This is a genomic window from Algoriphagus sp. (genome assembly GCF_024305035.1).
Lineage (GTDB): Bacteria > Bacteroidota > Bacteroidia > Cytophagales > Cyclobacteriaceae > Algoriphagus.
This window is the reverse complement of record NZ_JAMWZB010000022.1, coordinates 17,037-43,526: the sequence shown is the minus strand read 5'-3', so window position 1 is coordinate 43,526 and position 26,490 is coordinate 17,037. Positions and strand designations below refer to the sequence as shown.

The 26,490-nt window shown below is 42.9% G+C and carries 25 protein-coding genes; 8 read left to right on the top strand and 17 right to left on the bottom strand.

Annotated features, from left to right (window positions below; all coding sequences use genetic code 11):
- Positions 1-27: 27 nt before the first annotated feature.
- The 9 genes from argH to Q0L00_RS13395 all read right to left on the bottom strand — a co-directional run bounded on the left by argH (position 28) and on the right by Q0L00_RS13395 (position 9,961).
- On the bottom strand, positions 28-1,362 hold the full coding sequence (argH, locus tag Q0L00_RS13435; RefSeq protein WP_297337398.1) for an argininosuccinate lyase: 1,335 nt from the start codon (positions 1,360-1,362) through the stop codon (positions 28-30).
- Positions 1,359-2,447, bottom strand: coding sequence for a M20 family metallo-hydrolase (locus tag Q0L00_RS13430; protein WP_297337397.1), 1,089 nt, complete (start codon positions 2,445-2,447; stop codon positions 1,359-1,361). The genes argH and Q0L00_RS13430 overlap by 4 nt, the downstream gene beginning before the upstream one ends.
- A complete protein-coding gene (gene argB, locus Q0L00_RS13425) occupies positions 2,447-3,247 on the bottom strand; it encodes an acetylglutamate kinase (protein WP_297337396.1) in 801 nt (266 codons plus the stop codon). Before argB ends, Q0L00_RS13430 begins: the two co-directional genes overlap by 1 nt.
- A 17-nt stretch (positions 3,248-3,264) precedes the next feature.
- Positions 3,265-4,212: an acetylornithine carbamoyltransferase gene (locus Q0L00_RS13420; RefSeq protein ID WP_297337395.1), complete on the bottom strand. Its 948-nt coding sequence runs from the start codon at positions 4,210-4,212 to the stop codon at positions 3,265-3,267.
- A gap of 19 nt (positions 4,213-4,231) precedes the next feature.
- Complete coding sequence (locus Q0L00_RS13415; RefSeq protein ID WP_297337394.1) at positions 4,232-5,365, bottom strand: aminotransferase class III-fold pyridoxal phosphate-dependent enzyme; 1,134 nt, start codon at positions 5,363-5,365, stop codon at positions 4,232-4,234.
- A gap of 100 nt (positions 5,366-5,465) precedes the next feature.
- On the bottom strand, positions 5,466-6,434 hold the full coding sequence (argC, locus tag Q0L00_RS13410) for an N-acetyl-gamma-glutamyl-phosphate reductase (RefSeq protein WP_297337393.1): 969 nt from the start codon (positions 6,432-6,434) through the stop codon (positions 5,466-5,468).
- Positions 6,427-7,623, bottom strand: a complete 1,197-nt coding sequence (locus tag Q0L00_RS13405) for an argininosuccinate synthase domain-containing protein (RefSeq protein WP_297337392.1) — start codon at positions 7,621-7,623, stop codon at positions 6,427-6,429. Before Q0L00_RS13405 ends, argC begins: the two co-directional genes overlap by 8 nt.
- 19 nt (positions 7,624-7,642) lie before the next feature.
- Positions 7,643-8,326: a GNAT family N-acetyltransferase gene (locus Q0L00_RS13400; protein ID WP_297337391.1), complete on the bottom strand. Its 684-nt coding sequence runs from the start codon at positions 8,324-8,326 to the stop codon at positions 7,643-7,645.
- Positions 8,327-8,707: 381 nt separating this feature from the next.
- Positions 8,708-9,961: an aminotransferase class V-fold PLP-dependent enzyme gene (locus Q0L00_RS13395; RefSeq protein ID WP_297337390.1), complete on the bottom strand. Its 1,254-nt coding sequence runs from the start codon at positions 9,959-9,961 to the stop codon at positions 8,708-8,710.
- Positions 9,962-10,185: 224 nt separating this feature from the next.
- Between Q0L00_RS13395 and Q0L00_RS13390 the strand changes: the two genes are divergently transcribed.
- Complete coding sequence (locus Q0L00_RS13390) at positions 10,186-10,893, top strand: DsbA family oxidoreductase (protein WP_297337389.1); 708 nt, start codon at positions 10,186-10,188, stop codon at positions 10,891-10,893.
- Positions 10,894-10,962: 69 nt separating this feature from the next.
- Here Q0L00_RS13390 and Q0L00_RS13385 read toward each other — a convergent pair whose 3' ends face one another.
- Positions 10,963-11,874, bottom strand: a complete 912-nt coding sequence (locus Q0L00_RS13385; protein WP_297337388.1) for an SMP-30/gluconolactonase/LRE family protein — start codon at positions 11,872-11,874, stop codon at positions 10,963-10,965.
- Between the two features lie 5 nt (positions 11,875-11,879).
- The gene (locus Q0L00_RS13380) at positions 11,880-12,779 is read right to left on the bottom strand and encodes a hypothetical protein (RefSeq protein WP_297337387.1); all 900 of its coding nucleotides are present in this window, start codon (positions 12,777-12,779) and stop codon (positions 11,880-11,882) included.
- Positions 12,780-12,829: 50 nt separating this feature from the next.
- Here Q0L00_RS13380 and Q0L00_RS13375 point away from each other — a divergent pair, with 50 nt between their 5' ends.
- The 3 genes from Q0L00_RS13375 (at position 12,830) to Q0L00_RS13365 (ending at position 14,703) form a co-directional block, all read left to right on the top strand.
- Positions 12,830-13,912 carry an oxygenase MpaB family protein gene (locus Q0L00_RS13375; RefSeq protein ID WP_297337386.1) on the top strand — a complete coding sequence of 361 codons (1,083 nt, stop codon included), beginning with the start codon at positions 12,830-12,832 and terminating at the stop codon, positions 13,910-13,912.
- 109 nt (positions 13,913-14,021) lie between these two features.
- Positions 14,022-14,327 (top strand): DUF2752 domain-containing protein, encoded by a 306-nt coding sequence (locus tag Q0L00_RS13370; RefSeq protein ID WP_297337385.1) that lies wholly within the window; start codon positions 14,022-14,024, stop codon positions 14,325-14,327.
- Positions 14,320-14,703 (top strand): TM2 domain-containing protein, encoded by a 384-nt coding sequence (locus tag Q0L00_RS13365; protein WP_297337384.1) that lies wholly within the window; start codon positions 14,320-14,322, stop codon positions 14,701-14,703. The genes Q0L00_RS13370 and Q0L00_RS13365 overlap by 8 nt, the downstream gene beginning before the upstream one ends.
- A gap of 50 nt (positions 14,704-14,753) precedes the next feature.
- Here the strand turns inward: Q0L00_RS13365 and Q0L00_RS13360 are convergent, their stop codons facing one another.
- Positions 14,754-15,464: a hypothetical protein gene (locus tag Q0L00_RS13360; RefSeq protein ID WP_297337383.1), complete on the bottom strand. Its 711-nt coding sequence runs from the start codon at positions 15,462-15,464 to the stop codon at positions 14,754-14,756.
- A gap of 49 nt (positions 15,465-15,513) precedes the next feature.
- On the opposite strand from Q0L00_RS13360, the gene Q0L00_RS13355 reads away from it, so the two are divergent.
- Positions 15,514-16,038 carry a HEAT repeat domain-containing protein gene (locus Q0L00_RS13355; RefSeq protein ID WP_297337382.1) on the top strand — a complete coding sequence of 175 codons (525 nt, stop codon included), beginning with the start codon at positions 15,514-15,516 and terminating at the stop codon, positions 16,036-16,038.
- Positions 16,039-16,085: 47 nt separating this feature from the next.
- Positions 16,086-16,706 (top strand): hypothetical protein, encoded by a 621-nt coding sequence (locus Q0L00_RS13350; RefSeq protein WP_297337381.1) that lies wholly within the window; start codon positions 16,086-16,088, stop codon positions 16,704-16,706.
- Here Q0L00_RS13350 and hrpB read toward each other — a convergent pair.
- From hrpB to Q0L00_RS13335, 3 genes are all read right to left on the bottom strand, one after another.
- The gene (gene hrpB, locus Q0L00_RS13345; protein ID WP_297337380.1) at positions 16,703-19,192 is read right to left on the bottom strand and encodes an ATP-dependent helicase HrpB; all 2,490 of its coding nucleotides are present in this window, start codon (positions 19,190-19,192) and stop codon (positions 16,703-16,705) included. The genes Q0L00_RS13350 and hrpB overlap by 4 nt on opposite strands.
- Before the next feature lie 116 nt (positions 19,193-19,308).
- Positions 19,309-19,821 (bottom strand): DUF2911 domain-containing protein, encoded by a 513-nt coding sequence (locus tag Q0L00_RS13340; protein ID WP_297337379.1) that lies wholly within the window; start codon positions 19,819-19,821, stop codon positions 19,309-19,311.
- A gap of 76 nt (positions 19,822-19,897) precedes the next feature.
- Positions 19,898-21,043: a Gfo/Idh/MocA family oxidoreductase gene (locus Q0L00_RS13335; RefSeq protein ID WP_297337378.1), complete on the bottom strand. Its 1,146-nt coding sequence runs from the start codon at positions 21,041-21,043 to the stop codon at positions 19,898-19,900.
- 201 nt (positions 21,044-21,244) lie between these two features.
- On the opposite strand from Q0L00_RS13335, the gene Q0L00_RS13330 reads away from it, so the two are divergent.
- Entirely contained in the window at positions 21,245-21,703 is a 459-nt protein-coding gene (locus Q0L00_RS13330) for a (2Fe-2S)-binding protein (RefSeq protein ID WP_297337377.1), read from the top strand.
- Positions 21,704-21,705: 2 nt separating this feature from the next.
- Positions 21,706-23,868 (top strand): molybdopterin cofactor-binding domain-containing protein, encoded by a 2,163-nt coding sequence (locus Q0L00_RS13325; protein WP_297337376.1) that lies wholly within the window; start codon positions 21,706-21,708, stop codon positions 23,866-23,868.
- Positions 23,869-23,943: 75 nt separating this feature from the next.
- Here Q0L00_RS13325 and Q0L00_RS13320 read toward each other — a convergent pair whose 3' ends face one another.
- Both Q0L00_RS13320 and Q0L00_RS13315 read right to left on the bottom strand, forming a co-directional pair.
- Positions 23,944-25,974, bottom strand: coding sequence for a glutamine--tRNA ligase/YqeY domain fusion protein (locus Q0L00_RS13320; RefSeq protein ID WP_297337375.1), 2,031 nt, complete (start codon positions 25,972-25,974; stop codon positions 23,944-23,946).
- Between the two features lie 129 nt (positions 25,975-26,103).
- Complete coding sequence (locus Q0L00_RS13315; RefSeq protein WP_297337374.1) at positions 26,104-26,451, bottom strand: hypothetical protein; 348 nt, start codon at positions 26,449-26,451, stop codon at positions 26,104-26,106.
- Positions 26,452-26,490: the final 39 nt, after the last annotated feature.

Sequence of the window (26,490 nt, the reverse complement as noted above, 5' to 3'; positions counted from 1 at the left end):
CAATTATCCTGTAAATGGTGAAAGTATCTATTCGAGCAAGCGCTCAACTGCCTCATTCATGGGTTGAAATTCGAATTGATGCATAAGGGATGTAAACTTTTTCTGGATTTCCTCCAAGCAAAGATTTCCAATGCTTCCTTCATGAACGTGGTGAAGGCTGTTCTGATCGGGGTTGAACGCACCATTTTCAATGGCAAAGCCCACTTTTTTATAGGCATCCCTAAACGGCATTCCTTCGATGACCAGTTTATTTACCTCTTCAACGGAGAAAAGATGCTTGTAAAACGGATCGGATAAAATTCCTTTTTTCACTCGAATGGATTGGAGCATAAACCCACTCATGGTAAGACAATCGCTTAAGCTTTCTATGGCAGGAAAAATTTCTTCTTTCAGCAGTTGTAAATCCCGATGATATCCCGTACTGCTGTTGGTCAGTAGCAAGGTGACTGTCGTGGGAACTGCTTGAATCTGATTACTCTTGGCACGAATCAACTCAAAAACATCAGGATTTTTTTTGTGCGGCATGATGCTTGACCCTGTGGTCAATTCGTCCGGAAAGCTAATAAAACCAAAATGTTGATTCATAAATTGAATACAATCAGTCGACAAACGATTAAGTGTGGCGGCTAAACCAGCCATTGCAAATGCCACTGTTCGTTCTGTTTTTCCTCGACTATTTTGAGCATTGATCACATTGTGGTGCAAATCTCCAAAACCCAATAATTTCGTGGTCAAGGTTCGATCCAAGGGAAAACTCGAACCATAACCGGCTGCCGAACCCAATGGGTTTTTATTGCTGAGGTCAAATGCAACCTTAAGCAAAGCCAAATCTTCTGCTAATCCCTCGGCAATCGATCCAAACCACAAACCAAAACTTGAAGGCATGGCTAATTGAGTGTGGGTATATCCGGGCATCAAGTCGTTTTTGTGCCGCTCAGCCAAATCAATCAGTAACTCAAAAAGCGCCTGGGTTTGATGGACCAATTCCCGAATTGCTGTCCGATAATACAACTTTAAATCCACTAAGACTTGATCATTTCGGCTGCGGCCAGAATGTAATTTCTTTCCTACCTCTCCATATCGCTGGGTGAGCAGAAACTCGACTTGAGAATGCACATCCTCTACGCCAGGCTGTATCTGGAATTGACCTTTTTCGATTTCCAAATAGATTTCTTTCAAGCCTTTTTGGAGCAGTTCATTTTCCTTTTGGGTTAACAGACCGATTTGAACCAGCATTTTGGCATGTGCCATCGAACCCAACACATCAAAAGGAGCTAGGATCTGATCAAATTCGGGGTCTTTTCCAATCGTGAATTTTTCTACTTCCTGACTGCTGTCAGTTGCTTTTTGCCAGATTTTCATAGGGTGTTTGTGTGGGTGAATTGTTTGGAATAAGCTTCCAAAATTGAAATATATCCATGGATTCCGGCTTTAATTTCTTCCAGGTATATAAACTCATCTGCACTATGAGATCGACCCGAAAAACCAGGACCGATTTTTACGGATGGATAGGGGATCAAAGCTTGATCGGAAAGGGTAGGGCTGCCAAAAGTTTCAATCCCCAACTCCTTTGAAACCCATAAAATGGGATGGTTTTGGGGAAGATGCGAAGGCTGCAGACGCATGGACCGAGGAATCAGGTTTGCCGAAAGTTGAGAGGAAAGCTCCTCAAAAGCTTCTTCTAAGGTATAGGCATCGGTTATTCTTACGTCCAGGGTAAATTCACATAAATCCGGAATCACATTATGCTGATTACCCGCACGGATGACCGTGACACTTACTTTGCTTTCCCCTAGAAAAGCAGATTTTTTCTTAAAATTGAAGTTTTTAAGGATTTCCAGATCCTGCAAGGACTGATAGATGGCATTGACTCCTTCCTCACGGGCAGCGTGTCCAGCCACTCCTTTGACCTTCGCATCAATGACCATAAGGCCTTTTTCAGCGACTGCCAGTCGCATTTGGGTAGGTTCCCCTACTATGGCCAAATCAGCCTTGGGAAGCAGGTCAATCAGAGAGCTGATGCCCTGAGCCCCTGATATTTCTTCTTCAGCCGAGACAATCAAAAGAAGATTAAAAGGAAGATCGTGGTCCTTAACAGATAAAAAAGCTGCAATCAAGCTTACCAGACAGCCTCCGGCATCGTTGGAACCTAACCCAAACAATTTTCCATCTTCGAGAATCGGAGCAAAAGGGTCTTTGGTATAGCCGGAATTTGGTTTTACCGTGTCGTGATGGGAGTTGAGCCATACAGTCGGTTTGTTTGCATCGAATGGCTGAGCAAAAGCCCAAATATTATGGTGTTTCCGCTGAAATTCGATGTTGTTTTCCCTAAAAAACTGCGCCAATAAAGCCGCGGTACCTTCTTCCTGTCTGGAAAAAGAAGGAATGGCAATCAAGCTTTTTAAGAGATGAATAGCCGTTTCGGTAAGTGATTCTAGGTGCGACATTAGAATAGATCGTATCGATTCCTCTCCAGGATGGTTCCGGAAAGTTTTCCTTTTATAGAAAGCAAAAGATTTTCTGCCTTTCCAATCCATACGTGGTTGACGCCTTTTTGCAAGGCTTCAAAGGCATTGTCCAGTTTGGGAATCATGCCCGAATGGATTACATTTTCTTGTTTGAGTTCGGCATAAATGTCTTCGTTGATCAAGGGAATGATCGATTGTTCGTTTTTCTCGTCCAACAACACGCCACTTTTATTAAAGCAGTAATACAGATTGACTTGGTGTTCTTTTGCCAAACTAGTGGCTAGGGCCGAGGCGATGCTGTCGGCATTGGTGTTGAGTAACTGCCCTTGTTGATCATGCGTGATCGCACTCAAGACAGGGACCAAATCAAAGCTTAATAAATGCTTAATTAATTGGGTGTCTACCTCCTCAATATCACCTACATAACCATAATCAATACCCTTGACTGGGCGCTTGATAGAGCGAATGATATTGCCATCTGCTCCAGTCATTCCAATTGCATTCACGCGAAGCGCTTGAAGTTTGGCTACCATATTTTTATTGATCAGCCCAGCATAAACCATCGTCACTACATCTAGTGTGTCTTTGTCCGTAATCCTGCGACCATCGATCATTTCAGGCATCACACCCAGTGACTCACCAAAGCGGGAAGCCATAATTCCTCCGCCATGAACCAAGATTTTCTTTCCAGGAAATTTGGAAAATTGATCCAAAAATTCTTCCAGTTTATCTGGAAAGTCAATGACGTTTCCCCCAATTTTAATGATGTTGATTTTCATAGGTTTGAGCGTTAAAATCAAGAATCAAGAAAATGACTGATTACGGATTGGGCTGCATAAATTCGGTTTTCAGCTTGTTTTTGGACCAGGGCCCGGTCTCCATCCAAAATTTCATCGGATAGTTCCAGATTTCTTCTGACCGGTAGACAGTGCATCACTTTGGCATGGGGAGCTTTAGAAAGGCTCTGCTCGGTCAGCATCCAGGAGGGATCTGTCGAAAGGATTTTTCCATAATCATTGAAGGATGACCAGTTTTTGACATACACAAAATCCGCATCTTCAAGTGCTTTGGACTGATTGGTTTCAATTGTTGCCCCTTTGGTAAATAGGGGGTCCAGTTCATAGCCTTCCGGATGGGTGATCGTCAGGGAATGGCCCATTCCCAGTGTCCATTCGGCAAAGCTGTTGGCTACTGCATGGGGAATAGCTTTGATATGTGGTGCCCAGGTCAATACCACTTTCGGGTTTTCATTCTTCTTACAATACTCTTGAATGGTAATTTGGTCGGCAAGACTTTGAAGCGGATGCCGTATGGCTGACTCCAAACTGATTACAGGCTTACCCGAATACCTCACAAATTGGCCAAAAACAAAATCGTTGATATCTTCCTCCCGGTTGGTGAGGGAAGGAAAAGCCCGAATGGCAAGGATATCAAAGTAAGAACCCAAAACTGCGGCGGCATCTTTGATGTGTTCAACGGTTCCCTTGTTCATGATTTCTCCCTCGCGCATTTCCAAGGCCCAGCCTTCTTTATCCATATTCAGGACGATGGGTTCTACTCCAAGATTTGATGCGGCAAGTTGGGTACTGACACGGGTTCGGAGGGAGGGATTCAAAAAAATGCAGCCAATCCGTTTTCCATCTCCTTTATGCTGATCTTTTCGTGGCTCTTTTTTGTACGCCAATGCCAAATCAATCAGCTTTTGACTCAGTTCTTTATTTTCAAATTTGGTGAAATGATTCATGCTACGATTAAGAATAGAATTAGGTCTTTAAAATTTCTTTCAATGCTGATATGAACGAATTTAATTGATTCCAGTCGACACACAAGGGAGGTAAAAGTCGAATAGTCTCCTTTTTGGAGGCGGATCCAGTGAAAATATGGTATTTTTTCACCAATTCAGCTCGAACCGGTCCCGCTTCCCGGTCCAAATCAAGCCCAATCATCAAACCTTTTCCTCGAATTTGGGTGATTTGAGGGATTTTTGACAACTCTTCGATTAACTGATCTCCCAATTCTGCCGCTTTTTGTTGAAGTTTTTCAGCTTCCAAAACTTCCAACACCGCCAGTCCGGCGGCACAAGCCAGGTGATTTCCACCAAAAGTCGTTCCCAGTAAGCCATAACTGGCCTCAAAATCCGGGCAAATCAAAATCCCTCCCATGGGAAAACCATTGCCCATTCCTTTGGCCATGGAAATGATATCAGGCCGAAGTCCATCTACCCATTGATGGGCAAAAAATCTTCCTGTTCGACCAAATCCGGATTGAACCTCATCCAAAATCAACTTGGCATGATAGCGTTTGGCCAATTTTTCCAATCCTAGTAGAAATTCCGCACTGGGAACCTGAATTCCACCGACTCCCTGAATTCCTTCGATGATGATCCCTCCAATTTCCTGAGTTTCCAAAACAGTTTCGACTGCTTCCAAATCTCCAAAAGGAAGTATATGAAAATCAGTTCGTGCATTACAGGGAGCTACGATCTTGGGATTGTCCGTTAGGGCTACCGCAGCGGATGTCCGTCCGTGAAAAGCTCCTGAAAAAGCAATCATTCCTGATTTTCCTGTTGCAAACGAGGCTAATTTGATGGCATTTTCATTTGCTTCTGCCCCCGAATTGCATAGAAACAATTGATAATCATGAAGACAGGAAAGTTCGCCTAACTTCGCGGCAAATGCGTGTTGAATGGGGATTCGAACCGAATTGGAATAAAAAGCGATTTGATCCAATTGTTCTTTGATTCGTTGCACATAATGCGGATGGGTATGGCCGATCGAAATAACCGCATGACCTCCATAGAGATCCAAATATTTCTCTCCCTGTTCATCCCAAAGTGTACAAGCCTCAGCCCGGGTGATGGTCACCGGAATAAGGGGGTAAACGTCAAATAATTTCATGCGTCTATCATTGATTTAAAGGTCAGATGGAATCTTGCAGGTTGATCATCCCACCGGGGTGTGATGTCCACCTCATGCTCGATTTCAATTTTTGAATCGGTTAAAATGCAATAGATTTAAGATTTAATCCTGTCTTTTCATCCAGTCCAAAAGCCAAGTTAAAGTTTTGGACGGCTTGTCCCGATGCCCCTTTCAAAAGATTGTCAATCGCCGAATAAATGATCAGTTGACCGGCTTGCTTTTGGAGAAAGATTACGCATTTATTGGTATTGACTACTTGTTTCAAATCTATGTCCTGAGTGGAAACCCAAGTGAATGGTGAATCTTGATAAAATTCTTGGTAAACCTGTATTGCCTCCTCCAATTCCCCCTGGAATGGAAAATAGCTGGTGATCCATATTCCCCGAGGAAAATTTCCCCGATAGGGCACAAAGAGGATTTGGGAATCAAAGTTCGGTTTCAGTTGAACCAAGGTCTGGTTGATTTCTGTAAGGTGCTGATGGGTAAATAGCTTGTATACGGAGAGATTATTGTTCCGATAGCTGAAATGAGCCGTTTCTGCTAATTTTTTACCGGCACCTGTACTTCCTGTAATTCCGGTGACATGAATGGATTCGTTCACATAGCCTTTGGCAACCGCAGGAGCTAATCCCAGCTGAATAGCTGTAGCAAAACAACCTGGATTGGCGATTCGCTTGGCGGTTTTGATTTTTTGGGAATTGACCTCTGGAAGCCCATACACAAATCCATGGGATTCATCGCGAAAATCGGTAGACAAATCAATAATCACGCAATCCTCAGAAAAATGATTGGTCGTTAAAAACCCTTTGGTTTCACCATGTGGTAATCCCAAAAAAACTGCGTCTATTCCCTCTGTTTCCACCTCATCGGTAAACTCAAGATCGCAATCTCCAATTAAATCCGGGTGAACTTCCCAAATTTTCTTTCCTTTTTGACTGTTGGAATGAATGTAAACCAACTCCACTTGAGGATGGAAAACCAACAGCCTAGCCAATTCTCCTCCCGTATAGCCTGCGCCTCCGATGATCGCTGTTCGGATTTTATGCATCGTCACTGTGGTTTACTTGGTGAAAAATAGCCGTTTGATTTCCCAAAATTCGGGTAAACCCTTTAACATCTTCCCCGGTGTAACCTTTGTTCATTTCTCCATAGCTTCCAAATTTGTTGGACATCAAATCATGGGTAGAATGAATTCCTAAAAGGCTAAATCGATAGGGGTGAAGCATCACGCGCACCTGACCAGAAACAAATTCCTGGGTGCTTTCCATAAAAGATTCCAGGTTTCGCATGACCGGATCCAAATAATGGCCCTCATGAAGGTGGTTTCCATAGAATTCTGCTAGCTGGTTTTTCCAGAATAACTGCCACTTAGTCAAGGTATGCTTCTCCAAAAGCTGATGGGCTTTAATGATAATCAAGGGAGCTGCAGCTTCAAATCCTACACGGCCCTTGATCCCGATGATGGTGTCTCCAACGTGAATATCCCGTCCGATTCCATACGGTGCGGCAATTTTTTGCACCTCCAAAATGGCGTCAACTGGGTTTGAAAATTCTTGGTCATTCACTCCTTTCAGCTCCCCTTGAACGAAAGTCAACTGAAGTTCTGTGGGCTGAGATGCTGAAACTTGAGTTGGCCAAGCTTCTTCAGGTAGGTATTCGGATGAAGTCAGCGTTTCTTTTCCTCCCACCGAGGTTCCCCAAATTCCTTTGTTGATGGAATAAGCTGCTTTTTCAAAATTCATGGATACTCCATGTTTTTTCAAATAATCGATTTCTTCTTGACGAGAAAGTTTCAGGTCTCGGATGGGGGTTATAATTTCAATATCCGGAATGATGGTCTGAAAAATCATATCGAAGCGGACTTGATCATTTCCAGCACCTGTCGAACCATGAGCAACAGCTTTCGCTCCGATCGATTTGGCATAATCGGCCAGTGATTTGGCTTGCAGGATCCGCTCGGCAGAAACAGAAAGGGGATAGGTTTGATTTTTCAATACATTTCCAAAAACCAAGAATTTAATGACTTCCTGATAGTAGGTATCCACCACCTGTAAAATTTTGAACGAAGCAATCCCTAGACTCATTGCCCGATTCTCTACCTCCTTTAATTCCTGCTGTGAAAATCCACCGGTATTTACCAAAACGGCGTGAACCTCATAATTCAAGTCCTTGGAAAGGTGCAAGGCACAAAATGTGGTATCCAATCCGCCGCTATAGGCCAAAACAACTTTTTTCATCTTTACTGGTTTTTATCGGTTAAAAGAAAATACTGGAAATCGAGTCTTTCGATTTATTCAATTTAAGCATGACGTATTTTTTGAGTCTGACCCAGCGGTCAAACAGCTTGATTTCTTTTTTGAAATCCTCCCGCAAAGCCAAATCTTCAATTTGTTTCTTTTTGGCATGAGGATCATATAGCATGGCCGTGCATAGGCAGTTTTGCCTATTTTTAGCCATTAAAATTTCAAAATTCACGCAGCTTTGGCAGCCTTTCCAGAATTCATTGTCATCGGTGAGGTCTGAATAAGAAACAGGGATATAACCCAATTCGGAATTGATTTTCATGACAGCAGCTCCAGTGGTGAGCCCGAAGATTTTGGAATCCGGATATTTGAGTCGGCTGAGCTTGAAAATCTCACGTTTGATTTTTCTGGCCAATCCGTACTTTCGGAATTGAGGAGCCACGATCAATCCTGAATTGGCAACATACTTTCCATGTCCCCATGCTTCGATGTAGCAAAATCCAGCCCACTCTCCCGATTCAGTGAGGGCAATCACTGCTTTGCCTTCTTGCATTTTGGTCTCCACGTAAGCAGGCGAACGCTTGGCTATACCCGTACCTCGGGCTTTGGCAGAATTGGCCATTTCCTCGGTAATAATTTCTGCGTATGAGGTATGAGAGGAGTTGGCAACAAGAATTTTAAAGGAAATATCTTCCATCTATGGTGAAAGTATTTTTACCCTAGTAAGGGTAGGATTAGAAACTGATTAAATTGGGAATTATTTCGAAACAGTCTTCTGCGAAGGAAAACATTAAAGCATACAGGGTCAAACCCTGAAAAAGAACATCTGCCTCCTCAATGGAGAAAAAAGTGGCATAGCTACTGTCGACAGGACGACTGCATTCTGAGAATAGAATTTTGGCGCTATGGTTTTATTGTTTTTCATTTTGCACTACAAAGTTGAATCCTTTGAAAAGGAATTGCAAGAAAATTTTTCAAAAAATTAAAAATTATTGAAATTCCTTAAAGTTAAATCAATAATTCAGCCTTAAATTCCCATTAATACATTAAAACCAAAGAAAATTTGGTAAAAAATCAATCAACTTTTATTCCCCGAAAGGATTTTAAGCGCATGAACCAATTGATCGAGTTCTGTGGTGTGGGTATATAGGTTGGGAGTTATCCGACAGCCTTTTACTCCCGCACCATCAATGGCAACGGTGAAAATTTGGTATTCTTTAACTAATCTTTGGGCCAAATCAGCTGGTGAACTGGACTCTATGCCAACATTGGCAATAGCACAGGACCGGCTGGGATCTTTTGGGGTATTTAAAACGATTCCGGGAAGGTCTCTGAGTTGATCGGACCAATATTTTTGTAAAAAACGAAGTCGGTCTTCTTTTCGTTTTCCCCCGATTTTTTCATGAAAATCAAGTGCATGCATTACCGCAAGATCGGTTGCAACGGGATGTGTTCCGGTATGATTGAGATTGTAAATCCCCTTTTTGTCTAATTCATAAGGTGCTAAGAGCGGTTTGATTTGATCTGCTTTTCCTTCCTTGACAAACAATAATCCAGCACCCAGCGGGACGCTCAGCCATTTATGTAAACTTGAGCCGTAATAATCACAATTGAGATCCGATATCGAAAATTGAAAATGCCCGACCGCATGCGCGCCATCCACCATGACCTCGACCCCGTGGCGATGCGCCATGTCTGAGATTTTACCAACAGGAAGGATTTGTCCGGTAATATTAACGACATGGGGAACCATCAACAGTTTGGTTTTTTCAGTGATGGCATTTTCATAAACAGAAACAATTTCCTGGTCATTTTCAGGATGAAGTGGAATATCGATTCGGACTTGCTTTACTCCATGCCTTCTGCTAATCAACTCAAACATAGTGAGCATGCTCCCATAATCTTGGTTTGCCATGATTGCCTGGTCTCCTTTTTTCCAAGGGAATCCTGAAATAATCAAATCCAATGACTCGGTGGTATTGCGGGTAATGGCAATTTCTTCAGGTTTGGCTCCCACTAGTTTTGCCAAGGCATGTGCACTTTTTTCTTTGTTTTCCCACTGCACGGTTCGCATGTAATATGAACCCTGATAATTAACCCTTCGGATATCTTCCAGGTATTTCTCTAACGTTTCTTCCGGAAGAAAACAGTAATAGCCATTTTCCAAATTAATGTAGTCCGGCTTCAGTTTGTAGCCGGCACGAATTTGATCCCAACTATCGGTGGAATTGAAATCCAACTCAGCGCTACTTTTTGCCTCGGATGTCCCGATTATGGAACTCGAAGAAAATCCCAGTGCGGTCAGCGTTTTTAAAAATGTGCGCTTATTCATTGGAATCTCATTTACAAAATGTAAGAAATTAGCCAAACCACGAGTAAAAAAAGGGCTAGGTAGGTAATCCAAGGGGAACGTTTCGGGAACTCGAATTGGCAAATGGGACAGATTTCTGCCTTTTGATCAATTTCCATGGCGCAGGAGGGACATTCTTTAGTTTTCAATTAAGCTGAACTCTTTTGGTGAAAATCTGATTGGTGTCATAAGTAAATCAAAAGTCTATGAAAATCGAAATTTGGTCCGATGTAGTTTGTCCTTTTTGTTACATCGGAAAGCGAAAATTGGAAAAAGCCCTTGACAAATTCCCCAACAAATCTCAGGTTGAAATCGAATGGAAGAGCTTTCAGCTTAACCCTGACCTAAAAACAAATCCCGATATCAGTACCCTAGAGCATCTCTCTCAATCCAAGGGCTGGTCATTGGAACAAACTCGCCAAATCTCATCTCAGGTCAGTGAAATGGCTAAGGAGCAAGGATTACATTTTGATTTTGAGCGTGCTGTTGTCGCCAATACCAAAAATGCCCACCGGCTTATTCATTTTGCAAAAACCGTGGAAAAAGCAGGAGCGATGAAGGAGCGTTTGTTGAGCGCGTATTTTTCAGAAGGCAAAAATGTAGATGATTTGGATACCTTGCTTCAATTGGCTGATGAAGTGGGTTTAGTGCCAGATCAAGTGAAAGTCATGCTTCAAGGTAACCAGTATGAAGATGCTGTAGATCAGGATATTTATGAATCTAGATTGATTGGAGTGAAAGGAGTTCCTTTTTTTGTACTAGATCGAAAATATGGAATTTCTGGTGCGCAACCGGATGAAGTTTTTGACCAAACGCTGGCAAAAGCATGGGCTGAGTTTGAGACAAAAACACCCTCCTTGGACATTTCCACCAACTCAGACGGGGAAAGCTGTGAAGTGGGAGGAAATTGTTGATGCTACATTTGAAGCGAAAAGACCGAAGAATTGAGAAAGGAACTTCCTCTGACTTCGGTCTTTTTGGTTTTACCAAACTCCTCTAGTTCTCATTTTTATCGTATAAACGGCATCCATGGCCGTAATGAATAAAGTTTTTCGATCCAATGCCCCGAAAGTCACATTAGCTGTCCAGTCTGCAGGTACTGGAATATGGGCAATTTTATCCCCACGAGAATTAAAGACAGTCACCCCATCTCCGGTCAGATAGACATTTCCACGATTATCAATGGTCATTCCATCTGATCCCATTGGGCAGAACAGCTCTTTATTGATCAAATAGCCATCTTCGCGGATTTCATATTTATACGTTTTCCCTGCCCCGATATCGGCTACATACAGGTATTTACCGTCAGGTGTACCGATGATGCCATTGGGCTTTTCCAGATCTTCTGCTACTCGAAAAAGCTCCGTTCGATTTTCCGATAAGAAATAGACATGCTCCCCATCTTGTTCCAATTCCTTACTTCGAATCCCTTCCCAGTACGGTCTGGGATACAAGGGATCTGTAAAGTACATGCCACCTTTAGGCCTCACCCACACGTCATTAGGTCCATTGAGTTTTTTTCCTTTAAAACCTGAGACCAACACTTCCTCTTCTCCATTCTGATCAATAGCCCAAAGCTGATTTTGTTCATCGGCACAGGAAATGAGTGTCCCATCGAGCATGAAAAACATGCCATTGGATCGTCCTGCATTTTCTTTAAAAACTGTCACTTCATTGGAGATGGCATTCCATTTATGAATTCGATTGGAGGGTTGATCAGTAAAATAAACGTCTCCAACCCGACTGACTGCTGGTCCTTCGGTAAATTTAAAACCCTCTTGGACTTTGATTAATTCAGCTCCTTTTTCGATGATTTTCTTTTTGTCTTCAATTTGTGCCATAAGTAAGAAGGGGCTAGTTGCCAACAGCAGGGCAAGCGAGATTTTGAGTTTCATAAAGGTTAGTTTTTTCTTTCCATTGCAAAAACCAGCACCTGCTGATCTTTGCTATACGTGATTCTACTGATATTCTGATGAGTTTCTGAAGAAATACTGCCCATCAATTCCCAGGTTTTTTCATTGTATTTCCGAAGGTAAAAAGAATTTCCACGTGCCATCAGGAGTGTCTTTTTATCCAACCAAATGAAATCTTGTGATCCGGGTAAGCCCAAACCTAAGGTGTAATTTTCATTTTGGACGAAATCATACGATTTCAGTTCAAAGGCATCCCCATCGGGAAATTCAAGTGCTGTATCCTGATCAAAATAAGTGATTTGATCAGTTTTTGGCCGTTTTTGAATTGATCGACCCACATGTTGATCCAAGGTCAACAAATCATTTCTTCCTTTGGCATAAACCAATGTATTGGGTTGGCCCAGTACAAACATCGCCGCTTTATTCTCATACCAATCATAATAGCCTACCGGCTCGATATCATCATAAAGTAGCTCCGGTTCTCCAAAATTGGTAGGGTAAAGCCAAAGTCTTTGTTTTCCATCTGGTTCCATGACCACCGCAGAAATATATTGCCCGCAATCGGTAATAGTTGGGGAAAATTCACTTCGATCGGAAGTTTTACTCAGATTGGTGAATTTCCCGTTTTTAAAATTGTAAACAATGATATCGTGATTTCCATTGGTATCTGCTGCTGAGAAAACTAGTTGACTCTCATTGATGAAAGAAGGTTGATTGTCATATTCGGCACGGTTAGTCAATGCTTTTTCAGAACCTTTGACCAACTGCATCCGAGAACCTTTTCCTTGAACCTCAACGGTCCACAAATCATAGGTAGTTTGAGCCAGAAGCAGGGAATGGGAAATAAAATAGGCAAGGAGTGAAAGGGTAATTCTATTCTTTTGCATACAAATCTTAAGCTTCGGCAACCAAATTACAAAATGCAAGTTAGAATGCTGTGGATAAATTAAGGCTTTATACAAATTCGACCTTTAATCGGTTGAGAAATCAGGTGGACCCCCTGGCAGATGAGGCGGTCTTGTCCTTACTGGCGTACAAAACGGGCATTGAAGTCATCAATAATTGGGAGAAAATTCCGGATTCTTTGCCAGCGGATTTTCCGCCCGCTCTTTTGGCTTATTTTCAGTTTTACCTCCACTGCTATGGAAATGTACCTGAGGGAACCCTAAAATTTGGGCAGGAATTCTTTTCAAAGGAAGGAGATATTTACCTGGGTTTATTGGGGTTTTATTCGCTTCCCTATTGTTATGCTTTTGGGGATGGGGCAGAGGTGCTGGTGCGATCAGAACGGATCGTGAATCAAATCGGACAGCGGCTTTCTGAAACCGGGACTTTTGTGCTGGATATTTTCAAACCGGAAGGATTTACCAACGATCGAAGTCCTTTTTTAACTTGTGCTAAAGTGAGGCTAATTCATGCTTTCAGCCGCTATTTTATTCAACGGTTTGCCAAAGACTGGAATCCTGATTTTGGAAAGCCCATCAATCAGGAAGACCTAATTGGGACGAATTTGGCCTTTAGTTTTATCGTTTTAAGAGGAATGATCAAACTCGGGAAAGCCATCAATTCAGAACAAATGAAGCAGTTATTGGCCTATTGGAAATGGATAGGAACCCTTTTGGGTGTCTCTACTGAGTACTGGCCCCAAACCGCTAAAGAAGCGTTTGAATTAGATCGTTTAATTCGTAGCAGGCACCTTCGAAAATCACAGGCAGGTATCCGGCTAATTTCAGCTTTAAAAGATTATTATCAGCGGATGATTCCTGAGCCGCTCCTCAGTAATCAAATTGATGATATTTTTTACTTCTTTATGGGCAAAGACGTCGCAGTTGCTTTGGATATTCCACTGACCAGAGCGATCCCCAGGGAAATCCTGAATCTGATTTTTAAATTTTCGGGTTGGAAAACTTATGGAAATTCAAAAAGCCATCAATCCATCCAAAAAATGATGGAAAATCAGCAACTCGAACAATTTGGAACTCGAATGAAAATAAATTTACCTAGCCTTGACCGTTCATAAACGGACATTATTTTGTTCGTTAACTTAACAGGCCTAAAACCCGAATTGGCATTTAAAGCAAAATTTCGCACTATTTGACTGCTGGCATCCTTTTCGTACTTTTCCCGGCATGAAAGCAATCAAGACCTGGATCGGTAAGCTGCCACTCGAACTTCTCTTTTGGATAGGAAGCCTCATCGGCGTTTTACTGATTGATCCAGAGTCTGAATCACACCTAAGTCTTTGCCCATTGAATCAGCTGGGTGTAGACTGGTGTCCCGGTTGTGGTTTGGGAAGAGCCATGAGTTTGCTGGCCCGAGGAGCGTTTCAAGCCTCCTGGGAAATGCATCCACTTGCCTTCTTGGCCTTTCTGGTGATTCTTTCTCGAATTTGGAATTTAATCAGCAACCTAAAAACAACACACAATTATGGCTAATGTATTGAGACATCTTCCGGAATTGGAAGGCATGGAACTGGGCTACATCCAGGGACTAATGAAAAACATGGATGAAGATCAGGCTTCCTTATTTGCACAAGTTTATCGCGCAAGAAGAAAAGATGCACAAATGATATTGATCTTGACTTTGATCGGATTCTTTGGGTTTGCTGGTTTGCACCGCTTCATTTTGGGACAAATTGGTCTGGGGATTCTTTACATTCTTACCTTTGGGCTTTGCTTCATCGGTACGATTGTGGACTTAGTCAATTATAAAAGTCTAGCCTATGAATACAATATCAAAATGGCCCATGAAACCATGGCCATGTTGAGCAATAACATGCCCAGTACCAACGGGCAAAATTCAGAAGTATAATTCATCTAAAAAACCACCTCTAAAAAGCTCCGATATCCGGGGCTTTTTTTTTACCAATCCTCATCCCATTCCTTTTTTTGAGATTCATTCCCTATCCATTCTGTTAAAAAATCGTCCTTAGAATTTGAAATGAGCCAATGGGATTGAAAAAGGATGTGAGGCAATTGCTGAATCTCCTCAAATGAGGCCAGATTGAAATGAACAGGTAGGGGTAGAAGTTTTTCTGACTGCTGGTCAACAGGAGGTGTCACCTGAGAACCAAAGAAATAAGGCCAAAGTGTTTTCGAGCAGGCTATTCCCCAACGATCGATAGGGTAGGCAGCATGATATTCATTTAAGCGCTCATTGATTTGATTGAAAAACCGCTCGGTTTCCTCTAAGCGAATCCGGGAACCCGCCCGTGATTTTCCCTTGGTTTTAAGGTGTTTGATCTGAGATTTTCCCTGCTTTTTCCGAACCATATAAGCTCGGATTACTTTATGGTTAATAAGATTTTCTCCGTGAAAATACCCGCAAACCGCCTGACCCGATCGGATGGCTACCACTGCTAAGTGAAAATCTGTTATGGGTTCTAGCTTCTGGTTTTCAGACCATTGATACTGCCAGGGTAAGAATAATTTTCCATACTGAATCCCTTTGGATTCAATGACCAATTGGTGCTTTCCTGATCTATAGCTGAATTCAAATCCCTGATTCTTCAGGTGATCAAGGAGCTGAAGAGTTTGAGTTAAATTCAGGGGTTGAGTGTTGGGGATTTTCATGCAAAGCCGATTTTTATGGCCTATATTTGTGCAAAATAACCAAAAAATCATGGATCAGGATCTTGAGCGACTTTTCGAAAAAATGTGCGACCCCAATGAGTCGGATGCCTACCTTTTTGCCGACAAGTTAGGGTTAAAAGCTGATGAAGAAGCCAAAAACCGCTTAATCGAATGGGTCCGTGGAGACGATTGGGAAATCGCCTATTTAGCCTGTCGCGCGCTATCCAAAACCCATTGGCAAGAGGAAGCCTTAGACGTGATTTTTAAGGTCATTTTTGATCGGAAAAATAAAGAGCGGCAAGGGGCTTTTGTCCAAATTTTGGAGGAATTTGATCTCAGTCAACGCTTTGTGGATATTTTTAGGGTTTATTTATTTGGGAATTTTAAAGCCAGTACCTTGGCAAAAGACTACTTAGATCAGGTGGAATTTGAAATTTCTCCCAGGACCATCCGAAAATCCGAAAAACATTGGAATCATTACCTTCACAATCCCGAGGAGCCCGAAAGTGTGGCCATCAAAAAAGCTGAGGTGGAACCCATGTTTTTGGAAATGAAAGAATTATTTACTGAATAAGACTGAATCAGTTCCAACATTTCTGTGCATTTGGGAGTTTTTACCAGGTGGATAAAAATGAAGTCATAGCTTGCCATCTCGATTTTTTTCAAGATTTTGGGTTTCTGTTTCAAGCTTCAGAGGGTATTTTTTACAAGCAAACCAGTTTTGGAAGGCAAGTGATTTTTATTCATTATACCCAATACGATAAATTGGCATACTTGGAGTATAATCTGGCAGTAAGAATCGATCAGGTGGAAGAAATGATCCATCCCTTTTTACCCACATTACGAGATTACGCTGATCGATCCTTGACTTTAGTTCAGTCAATTCATCACCTAGAGGAGAACCTGCCCACTAGATTTCAGCTGGGGCCATCGCTGTCACTTTCAGAAGTGCTGCCAAGTGTTGAGGATTTTTTTGTTAAAAAGGGGTTTGCTTGGCTGGATAAATTCTCAAACCCCCAAACGCTTCAACATGAATTTTACAGCCTGAGGAAAGAAGGTTTTAAAAGCCAAAATTACACCTACCATGTTTTTCGGTCCACTGCGCTTACCAAGTTATTTGCTTTTGAAAATTACGGTGAATTGCGAACTTTCTTTCTTTCCCATCTGGAACATCGGGGAATTACTCCAATTACGCTCTCGTCTTATTTACAGTTTTTAAACCACTTGGATCAGCTCGATTAATGACGCCTTGGTTTTACCCCTCGAACAGCTTCCGCACTAATTGGATCCTCCGGCCACTCGTGTTTGGGATAGCGACGCTTCAGTTCCTTCTTCACTTCAAAATAACCATTAGCCCAAAAACTCTTCAAATCCTGAGTCAATTGAACGGGTTTGAAACCTGGAGAGAGCAGTTCGATCAAGACTGAAATCTGACCCTTATTGATCCGCGGGGTTTCAAGCATGCCAAATAATTCTTGTAGTCTAACTGAAAGTCTGGGAGTTAGTCCATCTGCTTGATAGTGGATTTTGAGTTGACTTCCTGAAGGAACTGTTAATCGAGTGGGTGCTAGTTTTTCCAATGAATTTTGCAATTCAAAATCCATGGAATGGAGCAATAGTTGACTTAGGTTTAATTTTTTAAGGTCTTCATTTTTGGTGATGCCGTTGAGGTAGGGTTCAAGCCATTTTTCGGCTTCCTCACATAACTTTGGAACCGACCAATCGGGCCAGGACTGATCGGAATTCCATTTATTTAACGATTGGACTCGAAATATCAGCTGCATCGTCTCCTCATTCCAATCCAAAAGTTGTTCACCATCTTCTTTGATCGCTTCAATAATGGCTTTATTGGCTAACTTTTCATCAAAAGTTTTCAACGGGCGAATACCCAAAATGATGGCCCCAATTCGAATTTCCGAATGGGCAATCAATCCCCCTTTTTTTCGATCCCATTCGAATACCTCTCGGGTTTTCAGCATGGGAGCTAGATCCTTGGGGTTAAGCGGTGAAGCCAGCCAAATTTTGCCCATTCCCTCTCGTGCATCCACATGGGCTACGGCCAGCCATGCCTCATGCGCCAAATCATCCCTGTGTCCGATTTGGGCGATTTTACCATTAGAAAGTTGAAATTGCGCATTATTTCCCGGCCGTGCCGCGGCAATTCGTTCGGGATAAGCATAGGCCAAAAGCAATCCGGTAGCCCATGGATCAACCGGAGAATTTTCAGCTTCTATTTGAAAAAGCCTTCGGTATTGCTGGGCAACCTTTTCGATTTTTTTAATGCTGGAGAAGCTGACGCCTCGCTCCCGAAATCGTCTCAGTGCATCGATTCGCAGATTGATATCTACCCCTTGATCTGCCGAAAGCGGGTCTCGTTCTTCCAAAATAGCCGCTATATCGGTAGCCAGTGGCAGCTGATTCATCTTTTTGGAATAAATCAACAAGTGTGCAATCCGGGGATGAACTGGAAGTTGATGAATTTCTTTGCCATGATCGGTGAGCTTTCCCAGTTGGAGCGCATCGATGGATTCCAAAAACTTTTCTGAAAGTGCCAGAGTTCCCGCCGGGGGTGGAGTCAACCAGGTCATGGAACGAATGTCCTGTTTTCCCCAAGCTTTCATATCCAACACCAATCCGGTCAAATCAGCTTCCAAAAGCTCTGGAGTCCGGTATTCGGCAAGTTGCGCTTGGGTGGCCTTGGACCAAAGGCGATAGGAATGACCTGCACTCAAACGTCCGGCACGTCCACTTCGTTGATCAGCAGAATCTTTGCTAATCCGATGCAAAACTAACTTGGAAAGGCCTGAACGCGGGTCAAAACGATTGGATTTGACAAAACCTGAGTCCACGACTACTCGAATTCCTTCAATGGTAAGCGAAGTTTCTGCGATATCGGTAGAAAGTACAATTTTTCGTTTTCCATCCGGATGCGGCATAATAGCTCGTTGCTGAGCCATGGGCGAAAGTTGACCATAAAGGGGAATAATGGCATCCTGGGGCAAGGCGCGCTTTAATATTTCCTCTGCCTTTCTGATCTCTCCCTGTCCGGGAAGAAAAACCAAAAAATCACCGGGGTGATTTTGAGTTAAGGGGATAATCTGCCGAGCAGTATCCTGACCAATGGCATACTCATCCACTTCATGGAGGTAATGCACATCCACAGGAAACTGCCTGCCTTGACTTTGGATGATTTGACAGTCCAAAAGACCGGCAAGTTGTGCTGCATCAATGGTAGCAGACATCAACAGGATCCGCAAATCAGGCCGGAGGATCTGCTGGATTTCCCGTGTTAGAGCGAGTGCAACTTCAGAGAAGAGGTTTCGCTCATGAAACTCGTCAAAAATCACCAATCCCACGTTTTCCAACCCATTGTCAGCATGCATCATTCGGGTAAGAATACCTTCGGTGATGACTTCCAGACGAGTGGTTTCTGAAATGGCTGATTCAAAACGAATACGAAAACCGACGGATTTTCCCACTTTTTCCCCCAGCATAGCTGCCATACGCTGAGCGATGCTTTTGGTGGCGAGCCTTCGGGGCTCAAGCATGAGAATTTTTTTTCCTTTGAGCCAAGGAGCTTGAAGCAAAGCCAAGGGCAAAAGCGTGCTTTTTCCGGCCCCTGGAGGAGCTTGGATGATTAACGAATGGTGGGAAGAAAAGTGATTCTGAACTTCTGGAATTATTTCTTGAACGGGAAGATCAAAAGCGTTGGGATCAAAATTTTGCATCAGGACGCAAAATTAACCGAAATGATGAAAAGGTGGACCAGACTTTTCTTAAAAACACAAACAGCCACTTCTGAAGGATCAAAAGTGGCTGCCTAGGAGGTGGGTTAAGTAAAATTTTACTGAGCAGGAGCTAGTTTAGCTGATGCTTTTCCATATTCCCAACGAATTTCAAAGCTGTCGGAATTGACTTCATAGACCAGGCTTTCCTCTAGGGTGGAAGTTTGCTCTGAAGGCACGGTTACCCGTAAAGCATCCTGCTTGGAATCATAAGAATAAGCTCCCCATTGTTTTGCTACCTTATTGAAAATGAACGTAGATTCATATTCACCCGGAATCACAAAGAAACTGTAGGTTCCTGCGGGTAGCTTTTCGCCTTGAACCCTAATGGCTTTGGAGGTGGTAAATGTGGTTGCTTCATCTGCACCCGCTCTCCAAACTTCTCCCATGGGGACCAAATCACCCCATATCACCCGGCCTTTGACAGCAGGAGAGGAGTAATTGATCGTAATCTCTGAACCAGCAGCGGTCCCAGTGGCTGTTCTTGCTGGACTGACTTTTTCCTGGGCATTTGCCGCGAAAACCGATGCTACCGCAAGGGCTAACGCAAATACACTTTTTCTAAAATTCATAGTTTTTGTTTTTAGTAAATAAGGGGGTTAATTACGTTTTCTAAGAGCAAATACTGACAAATGCACCCAAAAGTTGTCAGATTTTTACCCATGCTTGTTTTTTGTTGCTTTCGATGATTCGCTCTCCTATGATTAGCTCACGCAAGCCATCAGCAAATGTGGGGAAGTTGGCCTTTTCGGGTTGTTTTCCTTCTCTGATTGCCGCATAAACTTCTTTAAACATTTGTTTTGATGTATCGGGAAAACCTTCGTTGTGTCCACCCGGAAAAGAAACCAAGGCTGAGGCTTCAGGATGAACCAGTGCGGGGTCTTTCATCAACTGGCTGTTTGCTGTTTCCCGTTTACCGATCCATAGTTCATTGGGACGCTCAGAGTTGAACTCAAAATTGGATTTTGATCCAGCAATCTCAATATTCAATCGGTTTTTTCGACCTGCATTTACCTGAGAAACTGTAATGGACCCTTTGGAACCATTATCAAATCGTAGTAAGACCGTGGCATGATCTTCGGTATTGATTGGAACTTCCTGGTAATCATCCATCGAAAGCATTTTTCCAGAGTAGGTTTCGATATCTTTTAAAGGTTTTAGGCGGGTTTTGTGAACTGTGGAAAAATCTGCTAAAACCTCAGTGATTTTGAGTCCAGTCACATATTCGGTGATGTCTAATAAATGCGACCCAATATCTGCTATGGCCCGGGAATCTCCGGACTTGTCTGGCTCCAATCTCCAGTTGTAGTCAGTCTGCAAAAAGAGCCAATCCTGTAAATAGGATCCCATTACGGCATAAACCTCTCCCAATTCACCTCGTTCACGCATGGTTTTCATTTGTCTCACCATGGGATAATAGCGGAGATTAAAATGAACTGCATTGACTAAACCTTTTTGCGCCGCTAACCTTACAAGTTCCTCTGCCTCATCAATTTTTACTGCCAGAGGTTTTTCACAGACCACATGTTTGCCTGCTTCCAACACTGCCTTTGCTTGTCGGAAATGCAAAAAATTTGGAGTACAAATATGAACCACATCTATGCGTTCATCTTTTAACATAGCCTCAAAAGTATAGGCATTTTCAATTCCCAAAAGTGCAGCTTTTTGATCTGCAAGTTCTTGATTTACCTCCACTAAACTTGTGACTTCGATTGTTGGAATTCTTCTCAAAGCTTCTAGGTGAGCCGGACCGATAAAACCAGTCCCCACGATTGCCGCGTTGATTTTTTTCATAATAGGTTTTTAGGATTTTTTATTGAATTGAAGTAGAAATATAACCCAATCTTCTTTTTTAAAAAACTCAAAAAGGGACAGGAGTGACAATTTGTTCAAATCAGCTGAATGCTGATCATGTAAATTTTCTGGAGATCGAACTATAAAATTTTTGCCATGACTTGATTTTCTGTAAATTAGAAGGGAAACAAAAATTAAATCATGGCCACCTATAATCTAAAAGTAAACGGAAAAAGCCACCAAGTTGAAGTTGAGGATGACACCCCACTTTTGTGGGTACTCAGAGACCATATCGGATTGGTAGGAACTAAATTCTCTTGTGGAATTGCTCAATGTGGTGCCTGTACGGTACACATTAACGGTAATGCTACATTTTCTTGCGTGACTCCGATTTCAAGTGTAGGAAATTCGGAAGTTATCACCATCGAGGGCTTATCCGAAAATGGGGATCATCCTGTTCAAAAAGCCTGGGAGGAAGTGGATGTTGCTCAGTGCGGTTATTGTCAGGCAGGGCAAATTATGCAAGCTGCGGCATTTCTCAACAACAATCCCAGCCCAAGCATGGAAGAAATAGATAACGCCATGAACCGTAACCTATGCCGTTGCGGTACATATCACAAAATCCGTGAAGCGGTAGCCTTAGCAGCCAAAAACAACTAATCATGAGATCACTTACAAAAACAACTCGAAGGGACTTTCTCAAAATTGCAGGTACCTCTGCCGGTGGATTGTTTATCGGATTCAATATGTTTGGTTGCGACTCGCCCAAAGTGGAAGTGCTTAGCACCGAAGAAGTGCTGGCTCAAGCCAAGAACTTCAATAGCTATTTGTCCATTTCACCAACAGGTGATGTGGTAATTTATTCCCCCAATCCTGAATTAGGTCAAAATATCAAAACTTCTTTCCCCATGGTCGTAGCCGAAGAGCTCGATGCAGACTGGGAGAAAGTTCGTGTTCTTCAGGCCCATTTGGATACCGAAAAATACGACCGGCAGCTGACCGGAGGTTCCGGTGCTATGCCGCATAGTTGGGAACGATTGAGAAAAGCTGGGGCCACCGCTAAATTTGTGCTGGTTGCAGCAGCGGCCAAAGTATGGAATGTCCCAGCTGAAGAAATTACGGTTGACCAGGGAATCATATCCCATAAAGGATCCGGCAAAAGCGGTCATTTTGGTGAATTTGTAGCTGAAGCAGCTTCCATTTCCGCTCCTGAAGACGTCAAATTGAAGGAGAAAAAGGACTTTAAAATCATTGGTACTGCCGTAAAAAATGTAGATGCCAAAGACATGTACACCGGAAAGCCACTTTTTGGCTTGGACTTCCAACGGGAAGGAATGCTTCATGCCATGGTTCAGCGCGCTCCTTTTGGAATGAAAATCAAATCGGTGGATGAAAATGCAGCCCGAGGAGTGAGCGGAGTCAAAGATGTGGTCGTATTCGGGAATAGCGTGGCTGTGGTCAGTGACAAAACCTGGCCCTTACTGAAGGCAAAAAAGCTCTTGAAAATCAGTTATGAACCCGATGGAAAGGTGGAAAGCTCCTCAGATCACGATGAAATTTTCAGGGAGTTGATCGCCAATGGCAAAGCTGAAGAAAGGCGCAGAGACGGGAATGTAGATCAGGCCTTTAGTCAGGCTGCTCAAGTAGTCACTGCAGAATATCAGTGCCCTTTTTTAGCGCATTCTCCCATGGAGCCGGAGAACTTTTTTGCCCATGTCAAAGGAGATAAATGTGAATTAATCGGACCTACCCAAACCCCCGATAGAGCCCGTCAAACTGCCGCTGGAATTCTGGGAATTCCTGCTGAAAATGTCAGCGTTGAAATTACCCGACTTGGTGGTGGTTTTGGTCGGAGGTTACGGGCGGATTTTGTAGAAGAAGCCGTTCATATTTCCAAAGCCATGAATGCTCCTGTAAAAGTCATTTGGGATCGGGAAGACGAACTCACCGGTGGAGCCTATCGGCCAGCGGTCCGCTACCGATTTGAAGCGGCTTTGGATCAATCCGGTACGATGATCGGCTATAAACTGCGAGGGGTAGGAATGAATGCCGGAAATAGTACCCGAGAACATAATTTTCCATCCGGCGCAGTAGATAACCTTCTAATCGAAAGTGTAAATTATGAGTCCAGTATTACGACCAATGCCTGGAGAGCTCCGATTACTAATTTCCTTGCCTATGCTGAACAGAGTTTTCTCGACGAAGTAGCCTTGGCGGCAGGAAAAGATCCTGTAGATTTTCGTTTGGAATTACTCAACCGCGCCAAATCTAATCCAGTAGGAGAGTTGGGATATGATGTAGACAGAATGATTGGAGTGGTGAAAGCAGCGGCTGAAAAATCGAATTGGGGAAAAAGTCCAACCGTCAAACAAGGCTTCAGTGTGTATTATTCCCATCGATCCTATGTTGCCCAAGTAGCAGATATTGAAATGGAAAACGGTACACCGACCTTGAAGAAAATCACTGCTGTGACAGATTGTGGAATGGTCATCAATCCCACCGGAGCCAATCATCAAGTACGTGGGGGAATTGTTGATGGTATGGGGCATGCCATGTTTACCAACTTGACCTTTGACAACGGTGTCCCCAAACAAAAGAATTTTGATTCCTATCGGCTGATCCGGATGAAGGAGGTTCCTGAAATTGAAACGCACTTCTTAGATACGGGTTTTGATCCTACTGGTTTGGGTGAGCCTGCTTTACCTCCAACAGGAGGAGCGATTGCCAATGCAATATTTGCTGCCACAGGCCGTCGATTGCGAAGTCAGCCATTTATTGAACAAAATGAATTTTCGGATATCAAGTTGGATATTCGACGCGCATAGTTTTTCCATAGTTTTAATAATGAAAAAGCCACCCTGAGGTTCAGAGTGGCTTTTTTCTTTCAAAGAATTTATCGTTTAGGTCAGTTCTTCAGCCGCAGACCTCAAAATTTCATTCTCATCATTCAATCCAGACTGAATAAAGGCCTCCATGGTCTCATTTCGCTGTTGTCCCTTCTTCAGCATAACTCCCAAAGCAAGGGTCACTCCAATTCGAGTGCCTACTTTTTTGGCGGCGGTATTGAAAAGTGGCTCCAACTCATCATAGCTTACCTCCTTTGCCAATTCCTGAATCGACTGAATCGCATTTTCCAATTTCTCCCCAGAGAGGTTGGTTAGCTTTTTACTGATTTGTTGAATCTCGTTCAAGGCTTTCCTTTTGGGTTGCTGCGGGACAGTTGATTGAGGTTTAGGCTGAACAGTGGTTTCAGTATTTTGCTTAGCCCAAGTATCTTTTAATCCTACGGTTTTGTTGAAAACCAAGTGCCCGGGTTGAGAATCCGGATCAAGGGTAAAATAACCCAAGCGTTGGAATTGGAATTTTTCATCCATCGTGGCATGGGACAAATAGGGCTCCAGGTAAGCTTCCTTGATGATTTTGAGAGAATCTGGATTGATAAAGTCAAGGAAGTTTTTGTCTTCATGCGAGTCAGGAGATTCGTCTAAAAACAAGCGGTCGTACTCTCGAACTTCTGCTTTGACCGCATGCGAAATGGAAACCCAATGCAAGGTTCCTTTGACTTTCCGCTGACTGGCCTCCGAGCCGCTTCCAGATTTTGAATCCGGATCATAGGTAGCTTGGATTTCAATAATTTCACCCTGTTCATCTTTTAGCACCGACTCGGCTTTGATAATGTAGGCACTTTTTAAGCGGACTTCGTTTCCAATGGAAAGACGGAAAAACTTTTTCCCTCCGTCCTCTTTGAAATCTTCCCGCTCGATGTACAATTCTCTGGAAAAGGGAACTTCATGAGTTCCAGAATTGGGGTCCTCCGGATTGTTTTCAAGGTAGAGCGTCTCGGTTTGATCGATGGGGTAGTTGGTAATGACCAATTTCACGGGGTTCAACACTCCCATTACCCGAGTAGCCGTTTGGTTCAAATCCTCCCGAATGCAATATTCCAGAAGCGAAACCTCAGTGACATTATCTCGCTTAGATATCCCCGCGATTTCACTAAAATTCCGAATGGCACTTGGAGTATAGCCTCTTCGACGCAGGCCTGAAATGGTTGGCATACGAGGATCATCCCATCCATTGACGATTTTCTTCTGTACCAATTCGAGAAGTTTTCGTTTACTCATGACCGTAAAACTCAGATTTCTCCGGGCAAATTCGCGTTGCTTGGGTCGAAGTAAGCTTGAATCATAAATCTGATCCAAATACCAATCGTACAGCTCCCGATGGGCTTTAAACTCCAAGGTGCATAGCGAATGGGAAACCTGCTCCACATAATCAGATTGCCCATGGGCCCAGTCATACATGGGATAAATGCACCATTTTGAACCAGTTCGGTGGTGGGCTTTATTAATGATGCGATACAGGATGGGGTCCCGCATGTGCATGTTTGGAGAAGCCATATCGATTTTGGCACGAAGCAAATAGGAGCCAGCGGGAAATTCTCCATTCTTCATTCGCTCGAAAAGATCCAAACTTTCCTCAATGGGCCTGTTCCGAAAAGGACTGGGTGTTCCTACGCTGGTTGGCGTTCCTTTTTGTGCTGCGATTTCTTCGGAAGTTTGTTCATCTACATAAGCCTTTCCTTCCCTGATCAATTGAACGGCCCAATCATAAAGTTGCTGAAAATAGTCAGAAGAATAGCGTTCCTCAGCCCATGTAAAACCCAACCAAGCAATATCTCGCTTGATTGCATCCACATATTCCTGCTCCTCTTTGGCCGGATTGGTATCATCGAATCGTAAATTTACCGGAGCCTGGTATTTTTCGCCTAGTCCAAAATTTAGACAAATCGATGCTGCGTGACCAATATGCAGATAGCCGTTGGGCTCGGGAGGAAAACGAAAGCGAAGTTTTTCTTTAGGAAAACCATTGGCAAGATCTTCTTCAATGATATGTTCGATGAAATTAAGTGATTCGGTAGAGTCTTTCACGAGATTAGCGTTGATTTTTAACAGGCTCAAAGCCTCAAATTCAAAATCAAAATTACTTCAATTGCTTCGATTTCCAATGATTTTAGCGCAGGGAAAACATCGTTCTAAACTTAAGCCCAAAAAGCCCATTCAAATTTCATCCATTTCTCGACTTGGCCAATACGGTCCGGTTAGGATAATTGTTTTGGCTTTCCTGTCAAGCTCAAAGGTAATTTTCATTTCTTCTTTTTCTTGCTCATGAATATTCAAGCAGGCATTAAAAAAAATCAGGTCAAAATGGAGATGAAAAAAACCAGATGTTTGGGATAGAAATGTAGGAAGGCGATCTAAAACCACATTTTCAGCCACGGCTCCGTCTTTTTTGAAATAATAGGAAAGGAAAATACCCAGTTCATTTTTCTTTGTTTTCAGCACATCAAAAAGAGAGGTGTCGGATATTTGGGAAGTCTGCAGATCAAAGGTCCAGGTTTCTTGCATAGCCAAATTTCCAATTTTTAGGATCAAGGCCAAAAAACA

Coding starts and splice junctions, on each gene's coding strand:
- argH (WP_297337398.1), bottom strand. CDS start 1,362: ATGAAAATCTGGCAAAAAGCAACTGACAGCAGTCAGGAAGTAGAAAAA.
- Q0L00_RS13430 (WP_297337397.1), bottom strand. CDS start 2,447: ATGTCGCACCTAGAATCACTTACCGAAACGGCTATTCATCTCTTAAAA.
- argB (WP_297337396.1), bottom strand. CDS start 3,247: ATGAAAATCAACATCATTAAAATTGGGGGAAACGTCATTGACTTTCCA.
- Q0L00_RS13420 (WP_297337395.1), bottom strand. CDS start 4,212: ATGAATCATTTCACCAAATTTGAAAATAAAGAACTGAGTCAAAAGCTG.
- Q0L00_RS13415 (WP_297337394.1), bottom strand. CDS start 5,365: ATGAAATTATTTGACGTTTACCCCCTTATTCCGGTGACCATCACCCGG.
- argC (WP_297337393.1), bottom strand. CDS start 6,434: ATGCATAAAATCCGAACAGCGATCATCGGAGGCGCAGGCTATACGGGA.
- Q0L00_RS13405 (WP_297337392.1), bottom strand. CDS start 7,623: ATGAAAAAAGTTGTTTTGGCCTATAGCGGCGGATTGGATACCACATTT.
- Q0L00_RS13400 (WP_297337391.1), bottom strand. CDS start 8,326: ATGGAAGATATTTCCTTTAAAATTCTTGTTGCCAACTCCTCTCATACC.
- Q0L00_RS13395 (WP_297337390.1), bottom strand. CDS start 9,961: ATGAATAAGCGCACATTTTTAAAAACGCTGACCGCACTGGGATTTTCT.
- Q0L00_RS13390 (WP_297337389.1), top strand. CDS start 10,186: ATGAAAATCGAAATTTGGTCCGATGTAGTTTGTCCTTTTTGTTACATC.
- Q0L00_RS13385 (WP_297337388.1), bottom strand. CDS start 11,874: ATGAAACTCAAAATCTCGCTTGCCCTGCTGTTGGCAACTAGCCCCTTC.
- Q0L00_RS13380 (WP_297337387.1), bottom strand. CDS start 12,779: ATGCAAAAGAATAGAATTACCCTTTCACTCCTTGCCTATTTTATTTCC.
- Q0L00_RS13370 (WP_297337385.1), top strand. CDS start 14,022: ATGAAAGCAATCAAGACCTGGATCGGTAAGCTGCCACTCGAACTTCTC.
- Q0L00_RS13365 (WP_297337384.1), top strand. CDS start 14,320: ATGGCTAATGTATTGAGACATCTTCCGGAATTGGAAGGCATGGAACTG.
- Q0L00_RS13360 (WP_297337383.1), bottom strand. CDS start 15,464: ATGAAAATCCCCAACACTCAACCCCTGAATTTAACTCAAACTCTTCAG.
- Q0L00_RS13355 (WP_297337382.1), top strand. CDS start 15,514: ATGGATCAGGATCTTGAGCGACTTTTCGAAAAAATGTGCGACCCCAAT.
- hrpB (WP_297337380.1), bottom strand. CDS start 19,192: ATGCAAAATTTTGATCCCAACGCTTTTGATCTTCCCGTTCAAGAAATA.
- Q0L00_RS13340 (WP_297337379.1), bottom strand. CDS start 19,821: ATGAATTTTAGAAAAAGTGTATTTGCGTTAGCCCTTGCGGTAGCATCG.
- Q0L00_RS13335 (WP_297337378.1), bottom strand. CDS start 21,043: ATGAAAAAAATCAACGCGGCAATCGTGGGGACTGGTTTTATCGGTCCG.
- Q0L00_RS13330 (WP_297337377.1), top strand. CDS start 21,245: ATGGCCACCTATAATCTAAAAGTAAACGGAAAAAGCCACCAAGTTGAA.
- Q0L00_RS13325 (WP_297337376.1), top strand. CDS start 21,706: ATGAGATCACTTACAAAAACAACTCGAAGGGACTTTCTCAAAATTGCA.
- Q0L00_RS13315 (WP_297337374.1), bottom strand. CDS start 26,451: ATGCAAGAAACCTGGACCTTTGATCTGCAGACTTCCCAAATATCCGAC.